Raw genomic sequence first — 22,256 nt, 5'->3', positions numbered from 1 at the left:
GACCCGGCGGCAGACGCCACCGGATCTTTCAGGACTGTGGCAGGATCAGTTCAGCGCGAAATACTTCACGCGCGCTTGGTTGTCCGGGTCGACCGTGACCGTCAGCCCGTCCTTCATCGCCCAGTTCAGCATCTGGTGATGGATCGGGATATAGGCCAGATCGTTCTTCGCGGTTTCCCACATCTGGGCGATCATCGCATCGCGCTTGGGCAGATCGACCTCGGCGGCAATCGCCTTGATCTGCGCGTCCAGTTCGGCGTTGGAATAGCGGGTGCTGTTCCAGCTGCCGTAGGACTCGTCACGGGTGTGATAGAGGAAGTTGAAGATGTATTCCGAATCATAGCTCGGAACACCCCAGCCCAGCATGTAGAAATCGGTCTCCATCGCGTTGACCTGCGGGAAGAACAGCGCCTTGGAGGTGGCGTTCAGACGGGCCTGAATGCCGATCTGGCCCAGCATCCCCACGGTGGCCTGACAGATCGCCTCATCGTTGATGTAGCGGTCATTCGGGCAGTCGAGCGTGATCGGGAAGCCGTTCGGATAGCCGGCCTCGGCCAGCAGCGCCTTGGCCGCCTCATTGTCAGGCGCCGGATAGGCGTTCAGCTCTTCCGTCCAGCCGTTCACGAAGGGCGGCATGATGATGCCCGCCGGAACCGACTGGCCGCGCATCACGACATCGCGGATCGCATCGCGGTTGATGGTCATGTTGATGGCCTGACGCACGCGCACATCGGCCAGCGGGTTCTTGCCGTCGATGTTGCCAGCCACCAGCGTATCGCTCACGTTCAGGCCAAAGAACACCGAACGGTTCTCGGACGAGCTTTCGACCTTCAGGCCAGCGGTTCCCTTGACGCGGTCGATGTCCTGCACCGGCACGTCCTGAATGAAATCAAGCTCGCCCGAAAGCAGCGCCGCCACACGGGTAGATGCGTTCTGGATCGGCGTGAAGATAATCTCGCTATAGGCCAGCGGGAAGGTATCCTTGCCCCAATAGCCATCAAAGGCGCGCATCACGGTGCGGGCATCTGCCTCTCGCGACACCAGCGTATAGGGCCCCGTGCCGTTCACATTGGTCGACGAAAACGTCACCTCGCCCGCCGCCACGTTCTGCACGGTCACCGCGTTGTTCGCCTCGGTCCAGCCCTTGTCCAGCATCATGATGCTGGTCAGCGCGGCAGGCAGAATCGGGTTCGGGCCGTTGGTGACAATCTCCACCTCGTATGGGCCGGTCGCTCGCACTTCGGCGACCGAGGCGATGATGCCCTTCATCTGGCTCGCTTCGGACCGCGCGCGGTCCATCGAGAAAACAACATCCTCGCTGTCAAAGGTCGCGCCGTCGTGGAAGGTCACGCCTTCGCGCAGCTTGAACACCCAGACATTCGGGTCATCGGCCTTGACGGCCCATTCGGTGGCAAGCGTCGCTTCCAGCTCGCCCGTCGGCGCGCGTGAAACCAGCGGCTCCATCATCTGCGATTGCAGCATGATGGTTACACCTTCGTTCTGTGCATGCGGATCAAGCGTCAGCGCATCCCCGGCCAGCGCCCAGCGCAGCGTTTCAGCTTGCGTTGCTGCCCCCCAAGACAGAACCGCAATCGCGGTTGACAGAAACAGGCTTCTTTTCATTGCATTTCCTCTCCAGTTGGCGGGACATCACGGCTCGCCTCGACGTGCGATTAGCGAACATCTGTACGGATTAAGCGACAATTTCCGCGCGCAACGCAAGCCCTATTTTTTAGGCAATCGCGCAGGGGTGCAACCGTTCCCTCACGTCGCAACAAAGGCCGCACGCGGCAGTGATGACAGGATTTCCGGCCCGTCGGCCCGCAGGATGACAATCTCTTCCAGACGGATGCCAAAGCGTCCGGGCAGGTAGATTCCCGGCTCGATCGAAAACACCATGCCCTCTTCCAGCACCGTCTCCGAGGTCGCGGTCAGATAGGGCGGCTCATGCACCTCCAACCCCAGCCCGTGACCGGTGCGGTGGACGAAATAGTCTCCATAGCCCGCCTGCGCGATCACATCGCGCGCGGCCTTGTCCACGGATTTCGCCAAAACACCGGGGCGCGCTGCGGCCATCGCCGCCTGCACCGCGCGCTCCACAACCGCATGAACGGCGGTATATTCCTCCGACGTTTTCCCTACCAAAGCCATACGTGTCATGTCACTCGGATACCCGCCCGTGGTGCCGCCGATATCGATGACAATCGCATCGCCGGTCTGGATCACGCGGTCCCCCGTGGAGTGGTGCGGGAAGGCCCCGTTGGGCCCGCTGGCCACCAGACAAAAGGCCGAAGGCGTGTTCTGCCTCGCAAAGCCATCGCGGATTACCTCGGCGACCTGCCGCTCTGTCAGGCCGGGACGCAGGGCGGCAAAGCCCGCCTGCATCGCTTTGTCTGCAACCAGAGCGGCAGCTTTCAGGGCAGCAAATTCTGCGGCATCCTTGCGCATCCGCAGGGCTCCGACCGTCTCTGTCGCAAAGCACCGCTGCGCCGTTCCAAGCTGGTCGAGCAGCAAAAGCGCGGCATCGGCCCGCATGGTTTCATCCAGCGAAACCCTGACCGCGCCATCTGGCAGCACCTGTTTCAGCGCCTCGGAAAGGGCTTTCGCAGGCCCCTCCTCATCTGTCCAGACCTGCTGCGGAAGATCGACCCGCGCCCCGATATCCTGCGCATTGACCGAAGGCACCACCATCATCGCCTTGTCCGGCCCGACCAGCAGATAGGTCGGACGCTCGTCCGGATGCGGGTGATAGCCAAGCACCCAGTGCATATGCGCCCCCGGCGCAAGCGCCGTCAGCGTGGTGCCGCCGCGCTGCATGATGTCCCGCAGAGCGGCGAGTCTGTTGGCAACGGATGTCACGTCATCTGTCCTTTCACGGCACATGGGGCTGGGCATCTGCCGCCAGCGGCGGCACATAGGGCGTCGCGGCCACGCGCTTTGCATGATCGGCCTTGGCCGCCGCAAGATGCTTTGGCTCTTTCATAAGATCAAGCACGGTCGATGCCAAGGCTTTGGCGACATTGATCATTGCCTTGTGGGCGGCGGGCGATTTGCCTTGCGCCGTGATCTGCCATGTATGGCCGGGCGTGCCCAGCGCATGTGTGGCCTGCCCCGCCTGCGCGAAGGGCACCACCCAGCTTACATCGCCCAGATCGGTCGACCCCAGCATGGGAACGCCCCGCGCCTCCAGCGGCACCAGACCCTCGTGCAGGGCAGCTCCATCCGGCTCCACACCCGCGCCGGCAAAGGCGGCGGCAATGGCTTCGGGCGACAGTGTCGCATGTATCCTGCGGGCATAGTCGCGGTCAGCGTCGTCGAAAACGGGCGCGCCAAGCCGCGCCATATTGTCATGCAGCAACCGGTAAAGCGGGGGGTTGTCCAGCATTTCCGACATCGCGGTCACCACACGTGACTGCACCTGCGTGCCGGTCATCAGGGCAGCGCCCTCGGCAATCTTGCGCACACGCTCCACCAGATCGCGCATGTCCGCTGCCCGCAGCGACCGCACCGAATAGCGCACGGTGGCCTGCGCCTGCACCACGTTTGGCGCGCGTCCGCCCGCATCCAGATAGGCATAGTGAATGCGGCTGTCCTGCGGCACATGCTCGCGCAGGTAGTTTACGCCGACGCTCATCAGCTCCACCGCATCGAGCGCGGAACGGCCCAGATGGGGGGCAACGGCGGCATGGGCCGCCTGTCCCGTGAAGTGGAAATCCACCATGCTGACCGCCAGCGTCAACGGCGGGATGATGCCGTTGAACGACATCGGATGCCACGACAGGGCCGCATCCACATCGGCAAAATATCCGTCGCGCACCAGAAAGGTCTTGGCCGCCCCGCCCTCTTCCGCCGGGCACCCGTAATACCGCACCCGCCCCGGCAACCCGTGCCGCTGCAGATAATCCTTCACCGCAGTCGCCGCCGCCAAAGCCCCCGCGCCCAGAAGATTGTGGCCGCAGCCATGCCCGTTGCCATCCTTGACCAGCGGCTCATGCCGGTCTGCTCCGGCGCGCTGGCTCAGGCCTGGCAAAGCATCATACTCGCCAAGAATCGCGATAACCGGCCCGCCGGAGCCAGCCTCACCCATCACAGCAGTAGAAATGCCGCCTAGACTGCGGGTGACGGCGAAGCCTTCGGCCTCCAGCGCATCGGCATGCAGGCGGGCACTTTCATGCTCTTCATAAAGCAGTTCGGGACTATCCCAAACCCGCTCTGAAAGGTCGATGAAGCGCTCCTTCTTGGCATCGACAAGCGCCCATATCTCGTCTGAATTTTGCATAGATCGGCCCTCTTGCGCCAAAATGGATATTCGCACGGAACATTATTCGCACAGATGTTCTAAATACGAACAAATGGATTTGACTTGCAATCCCATTCCGGTGCGGATCGCCGGGGCGGGCATCACGGGCCGCAGTCCTATTTTGACAGCCTGTCACATGCTGCTGTCAGGGCCGGCGGCCCAGACCACCGAACGCTCGTGTCGCCGGATCACATGCTTGAGGTCTTCAAACGCCGAAATGATGTAGCCTGCGAACCGCTCGACGGCCGGGTTGCGCGGCCCAGATGTCAGACGCAGAATGCCCAAAGAGCGATTGGGCTGAGGAATGTCATAAGGCAAGACGGTGATCCGGTTTTCCTGCCGCTGCGCGAAGACCACGGAAAATGGCAGAACCGCCAAGGCATCGGTTTCGGCAAGCACATGCACCACGCTCATCAACGATCCGCCCGAATAGCGGATGTTCAGGTCTGACATGCCGATCGACATCAGGATCATCTGAAGGTCCGACATCAGCGGCGAGCCCGGCAAGGGCGCCACCCAAGGATAGCGGGTGAGATCGCCCGCCTCGAGCGGACGTTTTCGCATCAGCGGGTGGCCGGGACGACAGGCCACGATATTCCGGCCCGGAAGGATTTCGGTGAACACAAACCTTGGCCCCAAGTCCAGGGCACCAATCGGCACAATGCCGATATCGATCTGGTTCGCCTCTAACGCGGCGGTCAGTTCGGGCAGGTTCATATAGGCCTGCTGAACGGTCACGCCGGGTTCGAGGTTCAAAAACTCCCCGACCATCCGGCTGATCATCGCGTCGATGAAGAAAGGCACACCACCCAGCCGCACCTGCCCTGTGGTGCCGCGCACAAAACCCTGCACCACGTCAGACGCGCGCCTTGATGCCGAAATGATTGCCCGTCCCTGAACGGCAAGCTGGCTTCCCAATGCGGTGGCCTGCAAAGGACGCCGGCCCTTTATGAACAAGGGCTCACCTACGCGCGCTTCAAGCATGGCAAGCGAGCGACTGACGGCGGGCTGCGTCAGACCCAGCATCGCCGCACCTTCAGAGACACCGCCCGCGTCGATCACTGCGGCGAGCTGCATCAGATGGCGCTCATTCAACTTCATGACATATTGCTATACTGTGCGGCGAACAACTCAATCAGAATCTTGTCTCCCCGCGCTATTCCTTTGCGTAAGGGGAGGGGAGGCCCCGTCACATGGCGCGAGGGCTGAACAGCCAGCTTGGCAGGGTCGAGGCGGGGGCAGGCCCGTCGCACTCGCTCAGGGTCTCGGGTGAATTCGCGGAACGCCTTGCCAACTCGGCCCCTTCACGCCTGACCGAAACCCTGGGCGCGCTTGTTCTGAACCTGCATAACCTGATCGAAAACCTGCGACTGACCCCGGCAGAGTTGCGCGCGGCCATCGAGTTCCTGACAGAGGTGGGCCATTCCGCTGACCCGCGCCGGCAAGAATGGGTGCTTTTGGCCGATGCCATGGGCCTGACCGCGCTGCTTGAAGACCTGAACCATCCGCGCCCTTCCGGAGCGACACCGAACACCGTGGCAGGGCCATTCTACCGCGATGACGCACCGGACTTGCCGGACGGGGCCACCATTTCGCGCGACGGCAAGGGTGAGCCATTGACGGTGCGCGGCCAGATCAGCAGCCTGACCGGCGAGCCGGTTGCCGGTGCCTTGGTAGAGGTCTGGCAGGCAAACGCCGAAGGCAAATACGAAAATCAGGAACCCGATCATCAGCCCGAATACAATTTGCGGGGCAAGTTCCGCACCGATAGCCTTGGCCGCTTTTCGTTCCGGTCCGTGATGCCGCGGGGCTATGCGCTTCCCGCCGACGGACCGGTCGGGCGTCTGATGAACCGGCTTGGCATGTGTCTGGAAAGACCTGCGCATCTGCATTTCCGCGTTTCGGCCAAAGGGCATGAGACGCTTGTGACCCATCTCTTCGACAAGGCCGATCCGGCTATCGGGCGCGATGCCATCTTTGGTGTCAAACCCGAGTTACTGGCCGATTTCCGGGCGGTCGATCCATTGGCGACCGGACGCCGAGTTGACGTCAATCTCGTGCTTTGCCCGCGGCGGCAGGGCCAATCTACAACGGAGGAAAACACATGAGCCAAATCAGCGGCTACCACCACCTGACCATGTCGACAGACGGGGCGCAGGAAGATTTTGACTTCTATACCAAGACGCTTGGCCTTCATTCGGTGAAGCGCACGGTGCTGTTTGACGGCACCATTCCGGTCTATCACCTCTATTATGGTTCGCCCAACGGGGATGCATCCACCATCATCACCACCTTCCCTTTCCGCAAGCCTGGCATCTACGGCCGTCGCGGCACCAACCAGTCGCGCACCATCATGCAGGCTATTCCGAAAGGGGCGGCGCAGTTCTGGGTCGACCGCCTGAACCAGCGCGGAATTCCGGCCCAAAAGATCACCCGTTTTGGTGCCGATCGCGTAACCTTCGCGCACCCGTGCGGCATTCCGCACGAATTGGTGGAAAGCGAGAACGATCCGCGCACGCCCATCACCAATGCGGCGCAGGGCATTGGCGCCGAGCACGGGATCAAGGGCATTTACGGCGCAGTCGTCGCCTGTTTTGACCGCAGCGCGATGGATGACTTCATGACCATCGCCCTGCCGCTGACCAAAGAGGCCGATACGCACGAAGGCATCGTCTACCGCGTTCCTGATGCCAGTGGCGTGATCCAGCGGGTCGAGGTGATCGAAGATCGGGACAGCCCGGCTGGCACATGGACGCTTTCGGGCGGCACGATCCACCATCTGGCGCTGAACACCGGTGACGAGGAAAGCCAGATGAAGCTGCGCGCCCATATCGAGGGGCTCGGCTTTACCGATATTTCCGAGCAGAAGGACCGCAACTACTTCAAATCCTGCTATGTCCGCAGCCCCGGTGGCGCGCTGTTCGAACTGGCATGGACGACGGCCGAAGGCTGGGCAAAGGACGAACCCCCCGGCCAGATCGGCAAAACCCTTGTGTTCCCGCCATGGTTCAAGGACCGCGAGGCAGAACTGCGCGAAGGTCTGGAAGCGGCCGAGTTCAATTGATGGCAAGCAGCGCGCTTCATTTGGGCGCGTCCTGCGGGGCAAGGGCGGTTTGCGTCCTTGTCCACGGCCGGGGACAATCGCCGGAAGAAATGCAATCGCACATTCTGTCACGGCTTGACGTGGCAGACATTGCCTTTTGTTTGCCGCGTGCCGAAGAAGGCAGCTGGTATGCGGCACGGGCGGTGGACTCTTTGACAGAGTCAACCAAGGCCGCCCTGCAAGTGGCGCTGGATCATCTGGAACGGGAGGTTACCCGCGCGCGCACATCTTACCCCGGCCTGCCCTTGGTGCTGGCCGGGTTTTCGCAAGGGGCCTGCCTGTCGCTGGAATACGTCTTTTCCGGTCGGCCTGCGCCCGAAGCTCTGGTGGCCTTCACCGGCTGCCGCGTCGGACAGCCTGCCGATGGTTTGCCGCAGGCTTTGCCCGCAAATCTGCCGGTCTATCTGACCGGCTCGGATGCCGACCCGTGGATTCCGGTCACAGCCTTTGCCGAGGCCGTGCTTGACCTTGGGCGGGGGCAGGCAAGGGCACGGAGTGATCTGTTTCCGGGCCGCGGGCATGAGGTTTCTGATGCCGAAGTGACGATGCTGCAATCCGTTCTGGCCGATCTGGCCAGCGGTAAGACACCCGGAATGGCGGCCCCGCGCTAGGGCCGCCCTTTCGCTATTCCAACGGGTCGCCGCAACGGCCCATCCAGCAACAGGGAGAGAGAGATGATTACAAGACGGACATTCCTGCGCACCACCTCTGCGACCGGCCTCACACTGGCCGCTGGCGGCCTTGCCGCGCCGGCCATCGCTCAGGGCGCAAAGCTCAAACTGGGCTATGTCTCGCCCCAAACCGGCCCGCTGGCCGGATTTGCCGAAAGCGACGCCTTCAACATCGAGGCATTTCTTGCCTCGGAAATGGGGCGCGAGTTCGAGGTGATCGTCAAGGACAGCCAATCCAACCCCAACCGCGCGGCGGAAGTGGCGAAAGAATTGATCCTGAACGACGAAGTCAACCTGATGCTGGCGGCTTCCACCCCGGAAAACACCAATCCGGTTGCTGGGGTCTGCGAAGGCGAGGGAGTTCCCTGCATCACCACCGTTGCGCCGTGGCAGCCCTGGTTCATCGGCCAGCAAGGCAACCCGCGTGATCCTGCAAGCTGGAAGCCGTTTGACTATGCTTTCCATTATTTCTGGGGCATGGAGGATGTGATCCGTGTCTACACGGCGATGTGGAACCAGCTTGAAACCAACAAGGCGGTTGGCGGTCTGTTCCCAAATGATGCCGACGGCAACGCATGGGGCGACAATGAGAATGGCTTGCGCCCCGGTCTGGACGCTGCAGGCTATGCGCTGACCAATCCGGGCAGCTTCCAGAACCTCACCGATGACTTCTCGGCCCAGATCAACGCTTTCAAATCGGCGAATACCGACATAATCACCGGGGTTCTGATCCCGCCAGATTTCACCACTTTCTGGAACCAGTTGCGCCAACAGGGTGTGAACCCCAAGGTGGTGACCGTCGCAAAGGCCTTGCTGTTCCCGCAATCGGTGGAAACGCTTGGGGCGGCGGGACATAACCTTTCGTCCGAGGTCTGGTGGACCCCGTCGCACCCGTTCTCGTCGACGGTTACCGGGCAAACTTCGGCTGAACTGGCGGCGGACTTCACCGCGAAAACCGGAAGGCCATGGACGCAGCCCATCGGCTTTGTCCATTCGCTTTTTGAGGTCGCAGCCGACGTCATGGGCCGTGCCGATGACCCGACCGATGGGGATGCCGTGGCCGAGGCGATTGCCGCAACCGATCTTGATACAATCGTGGGCAAGGTCGCGTGGAATGGTGCGGGTGTGCCAGAGTTTGCGGCGCGCAATGTCTGCAAGACCCCGCTGACGGGTGGTCAATGGCGCATGAAGGACGGCGGCGGCTATGATCTGGTGATCGTCGAGAACGGTGGGGCATCCGAGATTCCCACCGGCGGCGTCATGGAAGCACTGGGCTAAAGTGCGATGCGGCGGGGCCTCTGTTCTGGCCCCGCCTCTATTTGCGCGAAGTCTTTTCGCGATAGGCCAGTTGCGCCCGACTGATCCCCAGAAGGCGCGCGGCGGCAGAAAGATTGCCCCCCGCCTGCGCCTGCGCAAGTTCCCTGATGCGCGCCTCATGCGCTGGCAATGAAAAAGTGCCTTCGGCAAGTTTTGCCGCGATCAAAGCATCGAGATTACCCTCGGGCGGCCCTGCGCGCAGGGACTGCGGGGCGACCCTGCGGCGTGCGCGGGCCACAAGCGCGGCCGTGACAGCTTGGCCATCCGGGGTGTCCACCAGAATGGCCGCCACAATCGCTTCAAGCCCGTCAGCCCCTTCGGCAAGCGGTTCATCTGCCAATTGATCCAACGCGCCCGGCGCGATCACGGGTGGCTCCAACCCGAGTTGCGCCGCCAGACGGGCCAAGTTCAGCGCGGCCAGATGTGGCAGATCGCCCTGCCGTTCGGTGAGGGAGGGCAATTCGGTAGACAGCGGGCAAAGCCTTGCCCAAAGCGCGGGCAAGATCGCCCCTGCCGCAAGCTCGGCCAAAGGCAAAGCAGAGGTGACCACAAGCTGCGCCCATTTCTGCGGATCGCCATCCGCAAGTTCAAACGCCAGCACCGACTGGGCGGCGGGCGACATTGTCTCTACCTTGTCCAGAACCAGAGCAGATGGCTGGTCCTTGCGCCGTGGCCCGCGCATCTGGCCAAGAGCCGCGCGCAGGGCCTCAACATCTGCGGCGGCACCCGTAAGACGCAAAGTCCTTTCCCCCGCGCCCGACAGCCGCAGCACTTGGGTCGCGGCGACATCCTGCCCGCAACTGCCGTCGCCCGCGATCAGACAGGGCATCGGAATTTGTGCGGCCCGTTCCAGCCATCGCAAGACAGGCGCAACCAGCGGAATATCCGCCGCCTCGGGTAAAGGATTGGCAACCGCCTTGCGGCGCACCGCAACCGGAGTGCGCGGCAGGATCCGGCTTCGGAAGAGGATCACATCGGGGTCATTCTCACCCCAACCGGTTGCCAAGCGCCCCAGCACGCGGCAACAGCGATGGCCCTGCGCGACGCATTGGGTTTCCTTGTAGATGACAGGGGCACCAAAGAAAAAGCTCGCATAGCCGGACGCATAGCCAAGTTGCTGCCAGCACACGGGCCTTTCGGAATGGCGGGGTTGATCTGGACCATCCTCGGCCTCCACCGAGTTGTGCCAGAGAAACTCGGCCGTGAACTTGCCGCGCGCGAAGTCAAAGGCGTTGTGAACCGTCTCGACCCGCACGATGCCACTGAACATGTGCAGGCGGGTGCCTGCCGTAAAGGCATCCCCCCGATCAAGCGCGGGCCAGGACCGCGCAACATAGGCCGCGTCGTGTTGCCCCATCTGGAAACCCCGGCGCATCATCACCACGCGCGCCTCTTCCTCGCCGAGCAGATGGACCAGCTCGCGCCGCAGAATGCGGTCAGCCTCGGCCAGTTGCAGCGTCACACGCTCGCCATTCAGGTGAAGCGCCCCGGTCAGCCCGTTGAAGGACAGACCGCCCAGCAACTCGCGGACGGTTGGGCGGCCACCACGGTCCAGCAAACCGGCAGAGTCGATGGTGCGGCGCAGAGGAAGCAGGGGTGATTTCATGTCGCCATGCTTCTCAGTTTTCACTATATGGTCAATATGATTCAACCAAATAAGAAAAGAATTTCGAGAGAACCTGGCCGATAGCTTCCATATCTTCAAAAATCTATTTTGAAGCAATGATTTAGCTTTATGCTAAATCGATATACTATTCTCTTTTTTCCGTATTTGACTTGTGCGCCCCTTCAGCCGCTCATAGTCCCCGTTGGTGCGCCCACTGGGAGGCGGGACGCATCTTTCCGCAAGACCCAATGACATCACCCGGCGCCGCCGGGTCTGTTCAGGCTGACCGCTCCGGTCAGTCAACGATGGTTTGCGGGCAGCAGGCAAAGGGAGAGCCATATGGCAGCGCTGGAAAAGATGTTCAACGTAAAGGGTAAGTCGGTGATCGTTACCGGCGGCGCCAGCGGCCTTGGTTTGGCCTATGCCGAGATTATGGCGGAACACGGCGCAAGGGTTTGCCTGTTTGACATCGACACCGATGGCATGAACCGCGTGGTCGCCGATATGGCGCAAAAGGGTTGGGATGTCTGGGGCCAGACGGTCGACGTGGGCGATCGGCCCGCGATGGCAGCGGCCTTCGACGCGGTGGCCGCAAAGCATGGCCGGATCGACACGGTTTTTGCCAATGCCGGCATTGATCCGGGGCCCGGTTTCAACACCCCGACCGGAGAGCGCAACCCCGACGGCGCAATCGAGAACATCCCTGACGAACAATGGGACCGGGGCATCGAGATCAATCTGACGTCGGTTTATGTCACGGTGAAGAATGCCGTGCGCCACATGAAACCCGCTGGCGGCGGCGAGATCATCGTCACGTCATCCATCGCCGCGCTGATCAATGAAAGCATCGTCGGCACAAGTTACATGCCCGCCAAGGCGGCGGTGAACCATTTCGTCAGGCATATGGCAATGGAACTGGGCGCCTATGGCATCCGTGTGAATGCGATCCTGCCCGGACCATTCATCACCAATATCGCTGGTGGACGGCTGCGCAACAAGGCAGACCGCGCCGCCTTTGAAAGCCAGTCCCTGATCGGGCGCATCGGCGATGTCGAGGACATCAAGGGCCTTGCGCTGCTGCTGGCCTCGCCTGCGGGGGCTTATTTCACCGGATCGCTGATCGTGATCGACGGCGGCTCGCTGACCCGGATGACCTGATTTTTACGCTGTCCGGCTTGCGTGGAGGATGCAAGCCGAACGGTCAACACGAGGGAGGAAACTACGATGACCTACTACAACAAGCTGGTCAAATCGGGCATCAGTCGCCGGTCTGTGCTTCGCGGCATGGGCGCAGGCGCTGCGGCTTCGACATTGGCGATGCCCACCTATCTTCGCGCCCAGACTGCCGGCAAGATCAAGATGGCGTATATCACGCCAGCCACGGGGCCTTTGGGCCTGTTCGGTGAAACCGACGGCTATACGGTGCAGAAGATCCGCGAGGCCCTGGGCGGCACCATTCAGGCCGCGAATGGCAGCACCTATGAGCTGGAAATTCTGGAGCGTGACAGCCAGTCCAACCCGAACAAGGCGGCGGAAATCGCAGGCGATCTGATCCTGAACGAAGAGGTTCATCTGGTCGTTCCCGCCTCGACCACCGACACCATTCTGCCGGTGATGGAACAGGCCGAACTCTATGAAGCCCCCTGCATTTCGTCCGGTGCGCCGTGGCAAGCCGTGATCTTCCCCCGTGGCGGCGGCGATTTTGACTGGACCTATCACTTCTTCTGGGGTCTGGACGAGGCGCTCAATACCTTTGTCGGCCTGTGGGACGGGCTGGAGACGAACAAGAAAGTCGGGATGCTCTTCCCCCAGAACATCGACGGGGAAACTTGGGGCAACAACGATTACGGTCTGCCCGTGCCGACCCGTGCCGCTGGCTACGAGGTGACGATCCCCGGCTATTTCCAGCCGCGCACCAATGACTTCTCGGCCCAGATTGCTGCCTTCAAGGAGGCGGGCGTCGATATCATCGGGGGCATCACCTATCCTGATGACCTCAAAACCTTTGTCACCCAGTGCAACCAGCAAGGCTTCAAACCCCGCGCGGTGACGGTGGCGGCGGCCCTGCTGTTCCCCGGCGGTGTCGAGGCGATGGGTGCGCTTGGCAACGGCATGTCGTCCGAGGTCTGGTGGACCCCGGCCTTCCCGTTCAACTCGACCATCACGGGGCAGAACAGTGCTGCGCTTGCCGCGCAGTGGGAGAATGACCAGAAACGCCAGTGGACCCAGCCCCTTGGCTATTCCCACGCGCTGCTGGAAGTGGCCATCGATATCCTCAAACGCTCCACCGATCCGCTGGATCGTGAAGCCAACCGCGAGGCGATGGCGGCCACGAACATCACCACCGTCTGTGGTCCGGTCAGCTTTGGCGGCACGCCGCACAAGAACATCTGCACCATGCCGATCTTCGGTGGCCAGTGGGTGAAGGGCGAAAGCTGGCCCTATGACCTGAAGATCGTCGACAACTCGGTCAATCAACTGTTCGAACCCGAGCAGAAGATCGTGCCGATCGTCTGGTGAAGACAAGCGATGGAGGGGCAGGAATGAGCCGGGACATACTTCTGCAAGCCAGCGATGTATCGAAAAGCTTCGGCGCGGTCAGGGTGCTGCACGAGGTCAGCTTCGATGTCTATCGGGGCGAGGTGCTCGGCATTCTTGGCCCCAACGGCGCGGGCAAGACGACACTGTTCAACATGATCAGTGGCGATATCAAACCCTCGGGCGGAGACATCCGCCTGGGGGGAGTGGCACTTTCGGCAGAGCCGCCGTTCAAGCGGTGCCGCATGGGTATCGGCCGCACCTATCAGATTCCGCGTCCCTACTCGGGGATGACGACCTTTGAAAACCTGCTGGTGGCGGCAGCCTTTGGCGGCGGGCGGACCGAACGGGAAAGCTATGCATTTTGCGCGCAGGTGCTGACCGATTGCGAGTTGGCCGACAAGGCAAACACGCCCTCGGGCAGCCTAACCTTGCTCGACCGCAAACGGCTGGAACTTGCCCGCGCCTTGGCTTCTGACCCGCGCCTGCTTTTGCTGGATGAAATCGCGGGCGGGCTGACAGATGAAGAATCCCGCGCGCTGGTCGCCCTTGTGCGCCGCATCCGGGACAGAGGCGTGACGATTGTCTGGATAGAACATGTCCTGCACGCGCTGATGGCTGTCGCCGACCGCCTTATGGTGTTGAACTTCGGAGAGAAAATCGCCGAAGGGCTGCCGCAGGACGTGATCTCGAACCCAGAGGTGAAACGCGTTTACATGGGAGTCGAGGCATGACCGCTGTTTTGTCGAGTCATGGGCTTGTTGCCCGCTATGGCGATTTTCAGGCGCTTTACGGTGTAGATATCAGCGTGGCCGAAGGTGAGGCGGTGGCGCTGATCGGCGCGAACGGCGCGGGCAAATCCACCTTCCTGAGGTCGGTCATGGGGCTTTTGGCCGTCAAGCCAGACATGGTGCGGCTGGATGGACAGCCGATTGGCGGCACACCGACAGACAAGATGGTCCAGAAGGGGGTCGCCATCGTCCCCGAAGGCCGCCGCCTTTTTACCGGCATGTCGGTCGAGGACAATCTGCGCGTGGCGATTGATCAGGCAGACAGACTTGGGCGCAAGGGCGGATGGACGATGGAACGTCTGCACAAACTGTTCCCCATCCTGAAGGACAAGGCGCGGACAGACGTGCAAAACCTGTCGGGCGGCCAGCAACAGATGGTTTCCATCGGGCGCGCCCTGTTGAGCCAGCCCCGCGTGCTGCTTTGCGACGAGATCAGCCTTGGCCTCGCACCGAAAGTGATCCGCGAAATCTACGCAGCCCTGCCCGAGATCCGCGCGCAAGGCACCGCCATCATCTTGGTCGAGCAGGACGTGGGCCTCGCCCAATCGGCCTCGGACCGGATTTTCTGCATGCTGGAAGGGCGCGTGACGCTGACCGGCGCATCGTCGGCAATCACCCGCGAACAGATTGCCGAAGCCTATTTCGGAGGATCTCATGCAGTGGTTTGACGCTTTGGTTCAGGGCATTCTGCTCGGGGGGATGTATGCGCAATATGCCTTGGGCATGGCGCTTATGTTCGGCGTGATGCGGATCGTGAATGTCAGCCATGGCGATCTGGTGATCCTGCTGTCGCTGATCGGCATTTCGCTCGCCTCGAATTTCGGCTTCGGTCCGTTTACCGTTATGGTCGCTCTGGTGCCGCTGGCCATCGCATTAGGCTGGCTCTTGCAGCGTGCCGTTCTGAACAAGGTGGTGGGGGATGATCCCCTGCCATCGCTGATTGCGACCTTTGGCCTGTCGATTGCCCTGCAGAACATGATGCTGCAAATCTGGTCGGCCAACAGCCGTTCTCTGCCGGGCGGCGGGATCGAAAGCCAGTCGATCCAGATCGCGGGCATCTATGTCGGCCTGTTGCCTGTGCTGGTGCTGGGTTTTGCCACGGCGCTGACATGGGGGCTTGACCTCATGCTCAAGCGCAGCCGGTTTGGCCGCGCCCTGCGCGCCGCATCGGCAGATGTCGAGGCGGCTTCGATGACCGGCATCAACGCCCGTGCTGTCTACGCTTCGGCGACGGCGATTGCGGTGGGCATTCTTGGATTTGCCGCAGTTTTCCAATCGCTCCGGTCAACGGTCGCGCCCGCAGATGGGGGGGCGCAGCTGATCTACGCTTTCGAGGCCGTGATCATCGGCGGGATGGGGTCTGTGTGGGGTGCCTTCATCGGATCGATGGTGCTGGGGATCTCGCAGGCGATCGGCTTCCGCCTTGATCCGGGCTTCGGCGTTCTGGCCGGCCATCTCGTTTTCCTGCTTGTGCTGGCCATTCGCCCGCAAGGCCTGTTCGGAAAGGTCTGACACATGACATATGTTGCCGATGCCATTGGGCGACGCCCCGGTGTTTCACAGCCGTCCGCCCTTCCGCCGGTGATCGTGAGCCGCCAGACCGCCTCTGGCCGTGTGGCCATGGTGCTGTTCCTGTTGGCGGTTGTGGCGCTTGCGGCGATGCCGTGGTGGGCCAAGACCGGGACGATCAGAATGGTTCTCGAACTGTGCTGCTATATCGCGGTCGCGCAGATGTGGAACATGCTGGCGGGTTATGCCGGACTGGTTTCAGTGGGTCAGCAAGCCTTTATGGGAGCAGCAGGGTATGCGCTGTTCGTGCTGGCGCAAACCTTTGGCGTGAACCCGTTCATCGCGATCTTTCTGGCGCTTTTGGTGCCTTTGGTATTGGCCGTGCCTTGTTACATGCTGCTGCATCGTCTGGACGGCCCCTATTTCGCCATCGGCACTTGGGTGGTTGCCGAGGTATTCCGGCTGGTTGCCTCCAACATGGGGTTCCTCAACGCGGGCGCGGGCATGTCGCTCAACGTGATGAAGGAATACTCGCTGCTAGAGCGCAACATCGCGATGTCGCTGCTGTGCGCCCTGCTGATCCTTGTGACCATCGGAGGAAGCTACTGGTTCCTGCGGTCACGCTATGGCCTGGCACTGATCGCCATGCGTGACAATCCGGTGGCGGCGGCAAGCCAAGGGGTGAACGTGCCGCGCCTGCGTTTCATGATCTACATCGCGGCGGCGGTCGGATGCGGCCTTGCGGGCGCGATCTATTCGATGGCCCAACTGCGCATCAACCCCCCGTCGGCCTTCGATCCGATGTGGGCGAATGTGGCGATTTTCATCGTGATGGTCGGGGGGATCGCGTCGATCGAAGGCGTTCTGATCGGGGCGACCATCTATTTCATCGCTGACCGCTGGTTTGGCCAGTATGGCGCCAGCTACTTCGTGGTTCTGGGCGTGATGACCGTGTTCGTCGCCCTCTATGCGCGGGGCGGCATCTGGGGCGCGGTGTCGAAGCGCTGGGATGTGCATTGGTTCCCGATACGGCGACACCTGATCTACAAGCCGGAGGACAAAGCATGAAGGCGGCATTCTTTGACGCAGTGGCGCAACCTCTGCGTATCAGCGCCCAAGCAGACCCAAGCCCGCGCGCGGATGAGGTGCTGTTGCGGGTGGCAGGCTGTGGCATCTGCGGCAGCGATCTGCACATCACGGAAGACCCGGCGCCCTTCGGGATCGGAGCGGGCTTTGTTCTGGGTCATGAAATCTCTGGCGAAGTGGTGGCCGTGGGGCGTGATGTGGACGCGCTGTCAGCGGGGGACCGCGTGGCCGTGGTGCCGATGCGCGGCTGCGGCACCTGCGCGCGCTGTCTCTCGGGCGATCCGGCCCGCTGCCCCGATATGGTCCTGATCGGCGGGGGTTATGCGGAATATGTGACCGTTGCCGCGCGGCAATGCCACAAGCTGCCCCCCGGAGTCGATCTGGCAGATGGTGCCTTGGCCGAGCCCTTGGCCGTGGCCTTGCACTGCGTGACGCGTGCGGGTTTGAAACCCGGAGACAGGGTGGCCATTCTGGGCGCGGGGCCGATCGGGCTGCTGGTTGCCTTCTGGGCCAGACGGTTTGGCGCCGCCCATGTGGTTATGGCCGACATCCACACCCACCAACGCGAGCGGGCACTTGCCCTCGGGGCAACCGATTTTGCCCTCTCTGGCGACAGACTGGCCGAGAACATCTCCGATCTTTGCGGTGGCCCGCCCGATATCGTCTTTGAATGCGTGGGCAAGCGCGGGCTGTTGCAGGCTGCGGTCGAATCCGTGCGCCTGCAAGGCAAGGTCGTGGGCGTCGGCCTGTGCATCGGCGGCGACGAATGGGACCCCTTCATCGCCCTGAGCAAGGAAATTGACCTGATCTTTGCGGTCTTTTTCCATCAGGGTCGCGAATTCTCTGCCGCCCTCGATGCGCTCGCCAGCGGCATCCCGCAGCAAATCATCACGGAGCGGATCGGCCTGTCACAGGTGCCACAGGTATTCGAAAGCCTGCGCAGGCGCACCACGCAATGCAAGGTGCTGATCCAACCAGACCTGTCCTGAGGAGGAGCCGGAATTGACTGTTACCTTTGAAACACTGGAATTCGAGATTGGCGGGGTCAAGACCGTGGTCAAGGCCATCGGCCAAGGCAAACCGCTGCTGTTTCTGCACGGCGCGGCCACGTTGGAAGGCTTCGATTTTGCTGCCGGGCTGGCTGACCGTTTTCGCGTGCTGTTGCCGAGCCATCCGGGCATGGGGTTTTCCGGCCCTGCCCCGCATGTTTCCGGCATGGCCGATCTGATCGTGCATTACCTGAACTTGCTCGATGCGCTGGCGCTTCCGTCCAAGCCGCATCTGATGGGCTTTTCGATGGGCGGGTGGATGGCCACCGAACTGGCCGCGGTGGCGCGCGAGAAGTTTGACCGCGTGGTGCTTGTCGCGCCCGCGGGGCTGAATGATCCGGGTCATCCAGCAACGCCTCTGGGCGATATCGCCCCGCAGGACTTTCCTGCCTATCTCGCGCATGATCCTGCAGTGGCCCTGCCCTACTTTCCCGACGGGTCAGACGCTGATTTTGCGGCGGCCTTCGGGGCGGACCGCGCCCGCGAAGGCGAGGCCGTCGGCAGGCTTTGTGCGCCTTTCGGCATGGGGCATCCGAACCTGCGCCGCATGATGGCGCGCATCACGAACCCCACGCTTGTGGTCTGGGGTGACAAGGACCGTCTGCTGCCTGCAAGCCAAGCCCCACTGTGGTGTGATGCCTTGCCCGCCGCATCCCTGCTGGCTGTGCCCGACGCGGGGCATCTGGTCCTGCAGGAAAAGCCCGAGACGCTTTCCAAGATCGGCGATTTTCTCGCCGCCTGAAACCATTTGTCTGAGGAGGAGACAGCCATGAACAAACCTATGAAGCACAGCTACTGGGGCAACACGGTCGACTACCGCGACATTCTTGCCAAGATTGATCAGATCGGCCCTGCGCTGGACGCAAATGCGGCAGCCGACGAAGCGGCGGGCGAGTTGACCGCCGAGAGTTTTGCCCTTTTGCGCCCGCTGCGCATGTCGCACCTGCTGGCGACCGAGGAACTGGGCGGCGCCCAGATGCGCCCGACGGAAGTCCTGCAACTGCTTGAAGCCATCACCCGCTGGTCAGGCTCGGCAGGCTGGGTGTCGATGGTGCATTGCTGCATCGGCGCAATGTCGGCCGCGTTCTTGCCGGATTCTGCTGTCGAGCGGCTGTTCGCACCGGGGACGGAAAACCGCTTCTCTGGTCAAGGCGCACCGCTTGGTATGCTCAAGAAGGTCGAGGGCGGGTATCGTCTGACGGGCAAATGGAGCTATGGCTCGGGCTTTTCCCACGCCACATGGTCCCATTCGGCCTGCTTTGTCGATGATGGCACCGGCAAACCGGCCAAGGACGACGCGGGCAATGTCATCGTGATGTGCGCCCATGCCCCAATCCCCGAGCACAAGCAATTGGGCAACTGGGATGTTCTGGGTCTCAAGGGCACTGGGTCTATCGACTACGCGGCGGAAGATGTGTTCATCGCCGAAGATCTGGTGTTCCCCATCCTGACCGCACCACCGCAGCGCCTGAAGGAGCTGTTCAGCCTTGGTATCGTCGGGCTTGCCGCGATTGGCCACACCGGCTGGGCCATGGGTGCGGGACGGCGCATGCTGGACGAGATCGCCAGCTTTGCCCGCTCGAAGTCGGGCCGCGCCGGACTGCTCGGCGAAAGCGAAAAGTTCTGGCACGACTATGGCCGCGCCGAAGCCAGCTACCGCGCCGCGCGCGCCTTTGTGATGGAGGTATGGCGTGACATTGAAGCAACCGCCGAGGCGGGCAGCCAGATGACCACGCGGCAGATCAGCCTTGTGCATCTGGCAAAATCGCAGATCCATGAGGCAGGCGTCGATGTCTGCAACTTCGCCTATCGCGCTTCGGGCGGGGCTGGTCTGCGAGCCGGGGTCATCCAGCGCACGTTCCGCGACATGATGGTGGCCGCAAACCACTTCACCATTGCTCCTTCCATCGTCACCTCGGCTGGCCGCGAGATTGGCGGTCAGTGGTCGGACCGCACATGGCAGTTCTACGACCTGATCGAGAAGAAGTAAGCCAAGACCCGCTGGCCGGATGCGTTCGGCCAGCGGGACCACAGGAGTGATCCCATGACTGCCCACACGCTTTCCGATGCCTTCCGCGAGGCGTTCCGCTGCCATCCGGCCGGGGTTGCGGTGCTGGCCGCCGATCCCGGAGACAATCCGGTTGCGATGACCGTATCTTCGCTGATCTCGGTCAGTGCAGACCCGCCAACGGTCGCATTCTCGCTTTCAACCCGCTCGGGTTCTACCGCTTCGGTCCTTGCAGCGGGCAGCATGGTGATCCACCTTCTGCGCTATCGTGACCTCGACTTGGCCCTTCTGGGGGCCACACCGGGTGCCGATCGTTTCGGGGCGGACGTTCCGTGGGAGCGTTTGCCAAGCGGCGAGCCGCGCTATACCGCCGTTGCCACGTGGTTTCGCGCCAAGATCATTGGCACCCTGCCGCTTCAAGGGGCCACCGTTGTGACAGCAGAGCTTGTCGAAGGCAGCTGCGGTGCGCCGCCAAATGCGCCGGAACTCGAATCGCTCATCTATATGGATCGCCGCTGGCACCGGCTGCGCGAAGCTGCGGACGGGTCCGCAAGCCTGACAGCGATGGACGCAGAGTATCGCGATGTCTTCCGCTGAGGCTGTCGCCGATTTCGGCAGTTATGATGTTGTGATCATCGGGGCCGGTTCGGCGGGTTCGGTGCTGGCAAACCGGCTTACCGCCAATCTGCGCCGCACTGTGCTGCTGATCGAAGCGGGGGGCAGCGACAACCATCCTTGGGTGCATATTCCGGTCGGCTACCTTTTCGCCATCGGTCATCCCCGTCTGGACTGGGGATTTCGCACCGAACCCGTGCCGGGGCTAAACGGGCGCAGTCTGATCTATCCGCGGGGCAAGGTGCTTGGCGGCTGCTCGTCGATCAACGGTATGATCTATATGCGCGGTCAGGCGCAGGACTATGACGACTGGCGCGATCTGGGCAATGCGGGCTGGGGTTGGGATGAGGTTCTGCCGCTGTTCCGCCGCTCCGAGCGCCATTTCGGGGCTGAGAGCGATCATCACAGCATCGAAGGCGAACTGCGGGTGGAAGAACAAAGGCTGCGCTGGCCCATCCTTGACGAGGTTGCGCAGGCTGCCCAACAGATGGGGATCAGGGCCAGCGCGGATTTCAACGCGGGCGACAACGAAGGCGTGGGGTATTTTCCGGTAAACCAGCGCAGCGGCATCCGATGGAATGCCCGAAAGGCCTTTCTGGACCCGGCACGGCGGCGACCCAACCTGCGCATCGTGACCGGCGCCCATGTGCAGCGGTTGGCGCTGGACGGGAAAAGGGTAACGGGCGTGATCTTTCGGGACCGCAGCGGCCTGCATAGGGTTCACGCCGGACAAGAGGTGGTGCTTTGCGCAGGTGCCATCGGCACGCCCCAGATCCTCGAACTTTCAGGAATAGGCCGGCCTGACGTGCTGCGTCGCCTGAGGGTTCCGGTTCAGCATGTGCTGCAGGGTGTCGGAGAGAACCTGCAGGATCATCTGCAACTGCGAACGATCTTTGCCATCAAAGGCGCGCGCACCCTGAATGACCGCGCCCGCACCCTTTGGGGCAAGGCGGGGATCGCGCTTGAGTATGCGCTCAAACGTTCGGGGCCGATGGCGATGGCACCGAGTCAACTTGGCATTTTTACCCGATCAGACCCCGGCCAAACGCGCGCGAACATCGAATATCATGTGCAGCCACTGTCGCTTGATGCCTTTGGCCAGCCTTTGCATACGACCCCGGCACTGACCGTTTCTGTTTGCAACCTGCGCCCCACGTCAACCGGATGGAGCCACGCGGTCAGCCCCGATGCGGGGATGGCACCGCAGATTCAGCCGAACTATCTGGCGACAGATGAAGATCGCAAAGTGGCTGCCGACAGCATCCGCCACGCGCGCCGCCTGATGGCACAACCGCATCTGGCACGGTTCTCTCCCATCGAGATCAAACCCGGCGCCGGCGCGGATGATGATGACACGCTGGCAAGGCTGGCGGCAGAGATTGGCACCACCATCTTTCATCCGGTCGGCACGGCGCGGATGGGGACCGATCCGCTTGCCGTCACCGATGCGCAACTGAACGTGCACGGTCTGTTCGGCGTCCGGATCGCCGATTGCTCGGTCATGCCGCGCATCGTGAGCGGCAACACCCATGCGCCTGCTGTAATGATCGGCGAAAAGGCCGCAGAACTGGTGATGGCAGCAGGGTGAGACCTGCCGATCATAACGGAACGCGATATTGATCGGCAGCCATCCGATCAATTTCATCTGCAGACAAGAATAATG

The 22,256-nt window shown here is 62.2% G+C and carries 20 protein-coding genes; 15 read left to right on the top strand and 5 right to left on the bottom strand.

Annotated features, from left to right (window positions below):
- Window positions 1–45 precede the first annotated feature (45 nt).
- The 4 genes from G3572_RS10650 to G3572_RS10635 form a co-directional block, all read right to left on the bottom strand.
- Window positions 46–1,623: an ABC transporter substrate-binding protein gene (locus G3572_RS10650; protein ID WP_164611599.1), complete on the bottom strand. Its 1,578-nt coding sequence runs from the start codon at window positions 1,621–1,623 to the stop codon at window positions 46–48.
- 141 nt (window positions 1,624–1,764) lie between these two features.
- A complete protein-coding gene (locus G3572_RS10645) occupies window positions 1,765–2,859 on the bottom strand; it encodes a M24 family metallopeptidase (protein WP_354004019.1) in 1,095 nt (364 codons plus the stop codon).
- A 13-nt stretch (window positions 2,860–2,872) separates the two neighbouring features.
- The gene (locus G3572_RS10640) at window positions 2,873–4,279 is read right to left on the bottom strand and encodes an amidohydrolase (RefSeq protein WP_164611597.1); all 1,407 of its coding nucleotides are present in this window, start codon (window positions 4,277–4,279) and stop codon (window positions 2,873–2,875) included.
- Window positions 4,280–4,432: 153 nt separating this feature from the next.
- Entirely contained in the window at window positions 4,433–5,377 is a 945-nt protein-coding gene (locus tag G3572_RS10635; protein WP_240335508.1) for a LysR family transcriptional regulator, read from the bottom strand.
- Between the two features lie 116 nt (window positions 5,378–5,493).
- Here G3572_RS10635 and G3572_RS10630 point away from each other — a divergent pair, with 116 nt between their 5' ends.
- The 4 genes from G3572_RS10630 (at window position 5,494) to G3572_RS10615 (ending at window position 9,352) form a co-directional block, all read left to right on the top strand.
- On the top strand, window positions 5,494–6,408 hold the full coding sequence (locus G3572_RS10630) for a dioxygenase family protein (RefSeq protein ID WP_164611593.1): 915 nt from the start codon (window positions 5,494–5,496) through the stop codon (window positions 6,406–6,408).
- On the top strand, window positions 6,405–7,364 hold the full coding sequence (locus G3572_RS10625) for a VOC family protein (RefSeq protein ID WP_164611591.1): 960 nt from the start codon (window positions 6,405–6,407) through the stop codon (window positions 7,362–7,364). The genes G3572_RS10630 and G3572_RS10625 overlap by 4 nt, the downstream gene beginning before the upstream one ends.
- Window positions 7,304–8,014, top strand: a complete 711-nt coding sequence (locus G3572_RS10620) for an alpha/beta hydrolase (protein ID WP_354004018.1) — start codon at window positions 7,304–7,306, stop codon at window positions 8,012–8,014. Before G3572_RS10625 ends, G3572_RS10620 begins: the two co-directional genes overlap by 61 nt.
- Before the next feature lie 63 nt (window positions 8,015–8,077).
- Window positions 8,078–9,352: an ABC transporter substrate-binding protein gene (locus G3572_RS10615; protein ID WP_164611587.1), complete on the top strand. Its 1,275-nt coding sequence runs from the start codon at window positions 8,078–8,080 to the stop codon at window positions 9,350–9,352.
- Window positions 9,353–9,389: 37 nt separating this feature from the next.
- Here G3572_RS10615 and G3572_RS10610 read toward each other — a convergent pair whose 3' ends face one another.
- Entirely contained in the window at window positions 9,390–10,997 is a 1,608-nt protein-coding gene (locus G3572_RS10610; protein WP_164611585.1) for a XylR N-terminal domain-containing protein, read from the bottom strand.
- A 339-nt stretch (window positions 10,998–11,336) separates the two neighbouring features.
- Between G3572_RS10610 and G3572_RS10605 the strand changes: the two genes are divergently transcribed.
- The 11 genes from G3572_RS10605 to G3572_RS10555 all read left to right on the top strand — a co-directional run bounded on the left by G3572_RS10605 (window position 11,337) and on the right by G3572_RS10555 (window position 22,181).
- Window positions 11,337–12,155: an SDR family NAD(P)-dependent oxidoreductase gene (locus tag G3572_RS10605; RefSeq protein ID WP_164611582.1), complete on the top strand. Its 819-nt coding sequence runs from the start codon at window positions 11,337–11,339 to the stop codon at window positions 12,153–12,155.
- A 66-nt stretch (window positions 12,156–12,221) separates the two neighbouring features.
- Complete coding sequence (locus G3572_RS10600) at window positions 12,222–13,517, top strand: ABC transporter substrate-binding protein (protein WP_164611580.1); 1,296 nt, start codon at window positions 12,222–12,224, stop codon at window positions 13,515–13,517.
- Window positions 13,518–13,540: 23 nt separating this feature from the next.
- Window positions 13,541–14,269, top strand: a complete 729-nt coding sequence (locus G3572_RS10595) for an ABC transporter ATP-binding protein (RefSeq protein ID WP_164611578.1) — start codon at window positions 13,541–13,543, stop codon at window positions 14,267–14,269.
- Complete coding sequence (locus G3572_RS10590; RefSeq protein ID WP_164611576.1) at window positions 14,266–14,994, top strand: ABC transporter ATP-binding protein; 729 nt, start codon at window positions 14,266–14,268, stop codon at window positions 14,992–14,994. Before G3572_RS10595 ends, G3572_RS10590 begins: the two co-directional genes overlap by 4 nt.
- Window positions 14,981–15,838 carry a branched-chain amino acid ABC transporter permease gene (locus G3572_RS10585; RefSeq protein WP_164611574.1) on the top strand — a complete coding sequence of 286 codons (858 nt, stop codon included), beginning with the start codon at window positions 14,981–14,983 and terminating at the stop codon, window positions 15,836–15,838. Before G3572_RS10590 ends, G3572_RS10585 begins: the two co-directional genes overlap by 14 nt.
- 3 nt (window positions 15,839–15,841) lie before the next feature.
- Window positions 15,842–16,903, top strand: coding sequence for a branched-chain amino acid ABC transporter permease (locus G3572_RS10580; RefSeq protein WP_164611571.1), 1,062 nt, complete (start codon window positions 15,842–15,844; stop codon window positions 16,901–16,903).
- Window positions 16,900–17,910 (top strand): zinc-dependent alcohol dehydrogenase, encoded by a 1,011-nt coding sequence (locus G3572_RS10575; protein WP_164611568.1) that lies wholly within the window; start codon window positions 16,900–16,902, stop codon window positions 17,908–17,910. The genes G3572_RS10580 and G3572_RS10575 overlap by 4 nt, the downstream gene beginning before the upstream one ends.
- A 13-nt stretch (window positions 17,911–17,923) precedes the next feature.
- A complete protein-coding gene (locus G3572_RS10570) occupies window positions 17,924–18,712 on the top strand; it encodes an alpha/beta fold hydrolase (RefSeq protein WP_164611566.1) in 789 nt (262 codons plus the stop codon).
- Between the two features lie 27 nt (window positions 18,713–18,739).
- A complete protein-coding gene (locus G3572_RS10565) occupies window positions 18,740–19,960 on the top strand; it encodes an acyl-CoA dehydrogenase family protein (protein WP_164611564.1) in 1,221 nt (406 codons plus the stop codon).
- A gap of 54 nt (window positions 19,961–20,014) precedes the next feature.
- Entirely contained in the window at window positions 20,015–20,575 is a 561-nt protein-coding gene (locus G3572_RS10560) for a flavin reductase family protein (RefSeq protein ID WP_164611562.1), read from the top strand.
- Entirely contained in the window at window positions 20,562–22,181 is a 1,620-nt protein-coding gene (locus tag G3572_RS10555) for a GMC family oxidoreductase (protein ID WP_205518689.1), read from the top strand. The genes G3572_RS10560 and G3572_RS10555 overlap by 14 nt, the downstream gene beginning before the upstream one ends.
- Window positions 22,182–22,256 lie beyond the last annotated feature (75 nt).

The sequence above is a fragment of the Pseudotabrizicola algicola genome, assembly GCF_010915705.1.
Classification (GTDB): Bacteria; Pseudomonadota; Alphaproteobacteria; order Rhodobacterales; family Rhodobacteraceae; genus Pseudotabrizicola; species Pseudotabrizicola algicola.
Note: the sequence above shows the minus strand (reverse complement) of the source record. Positions and strands in the feature narration are given on the sequence as shown.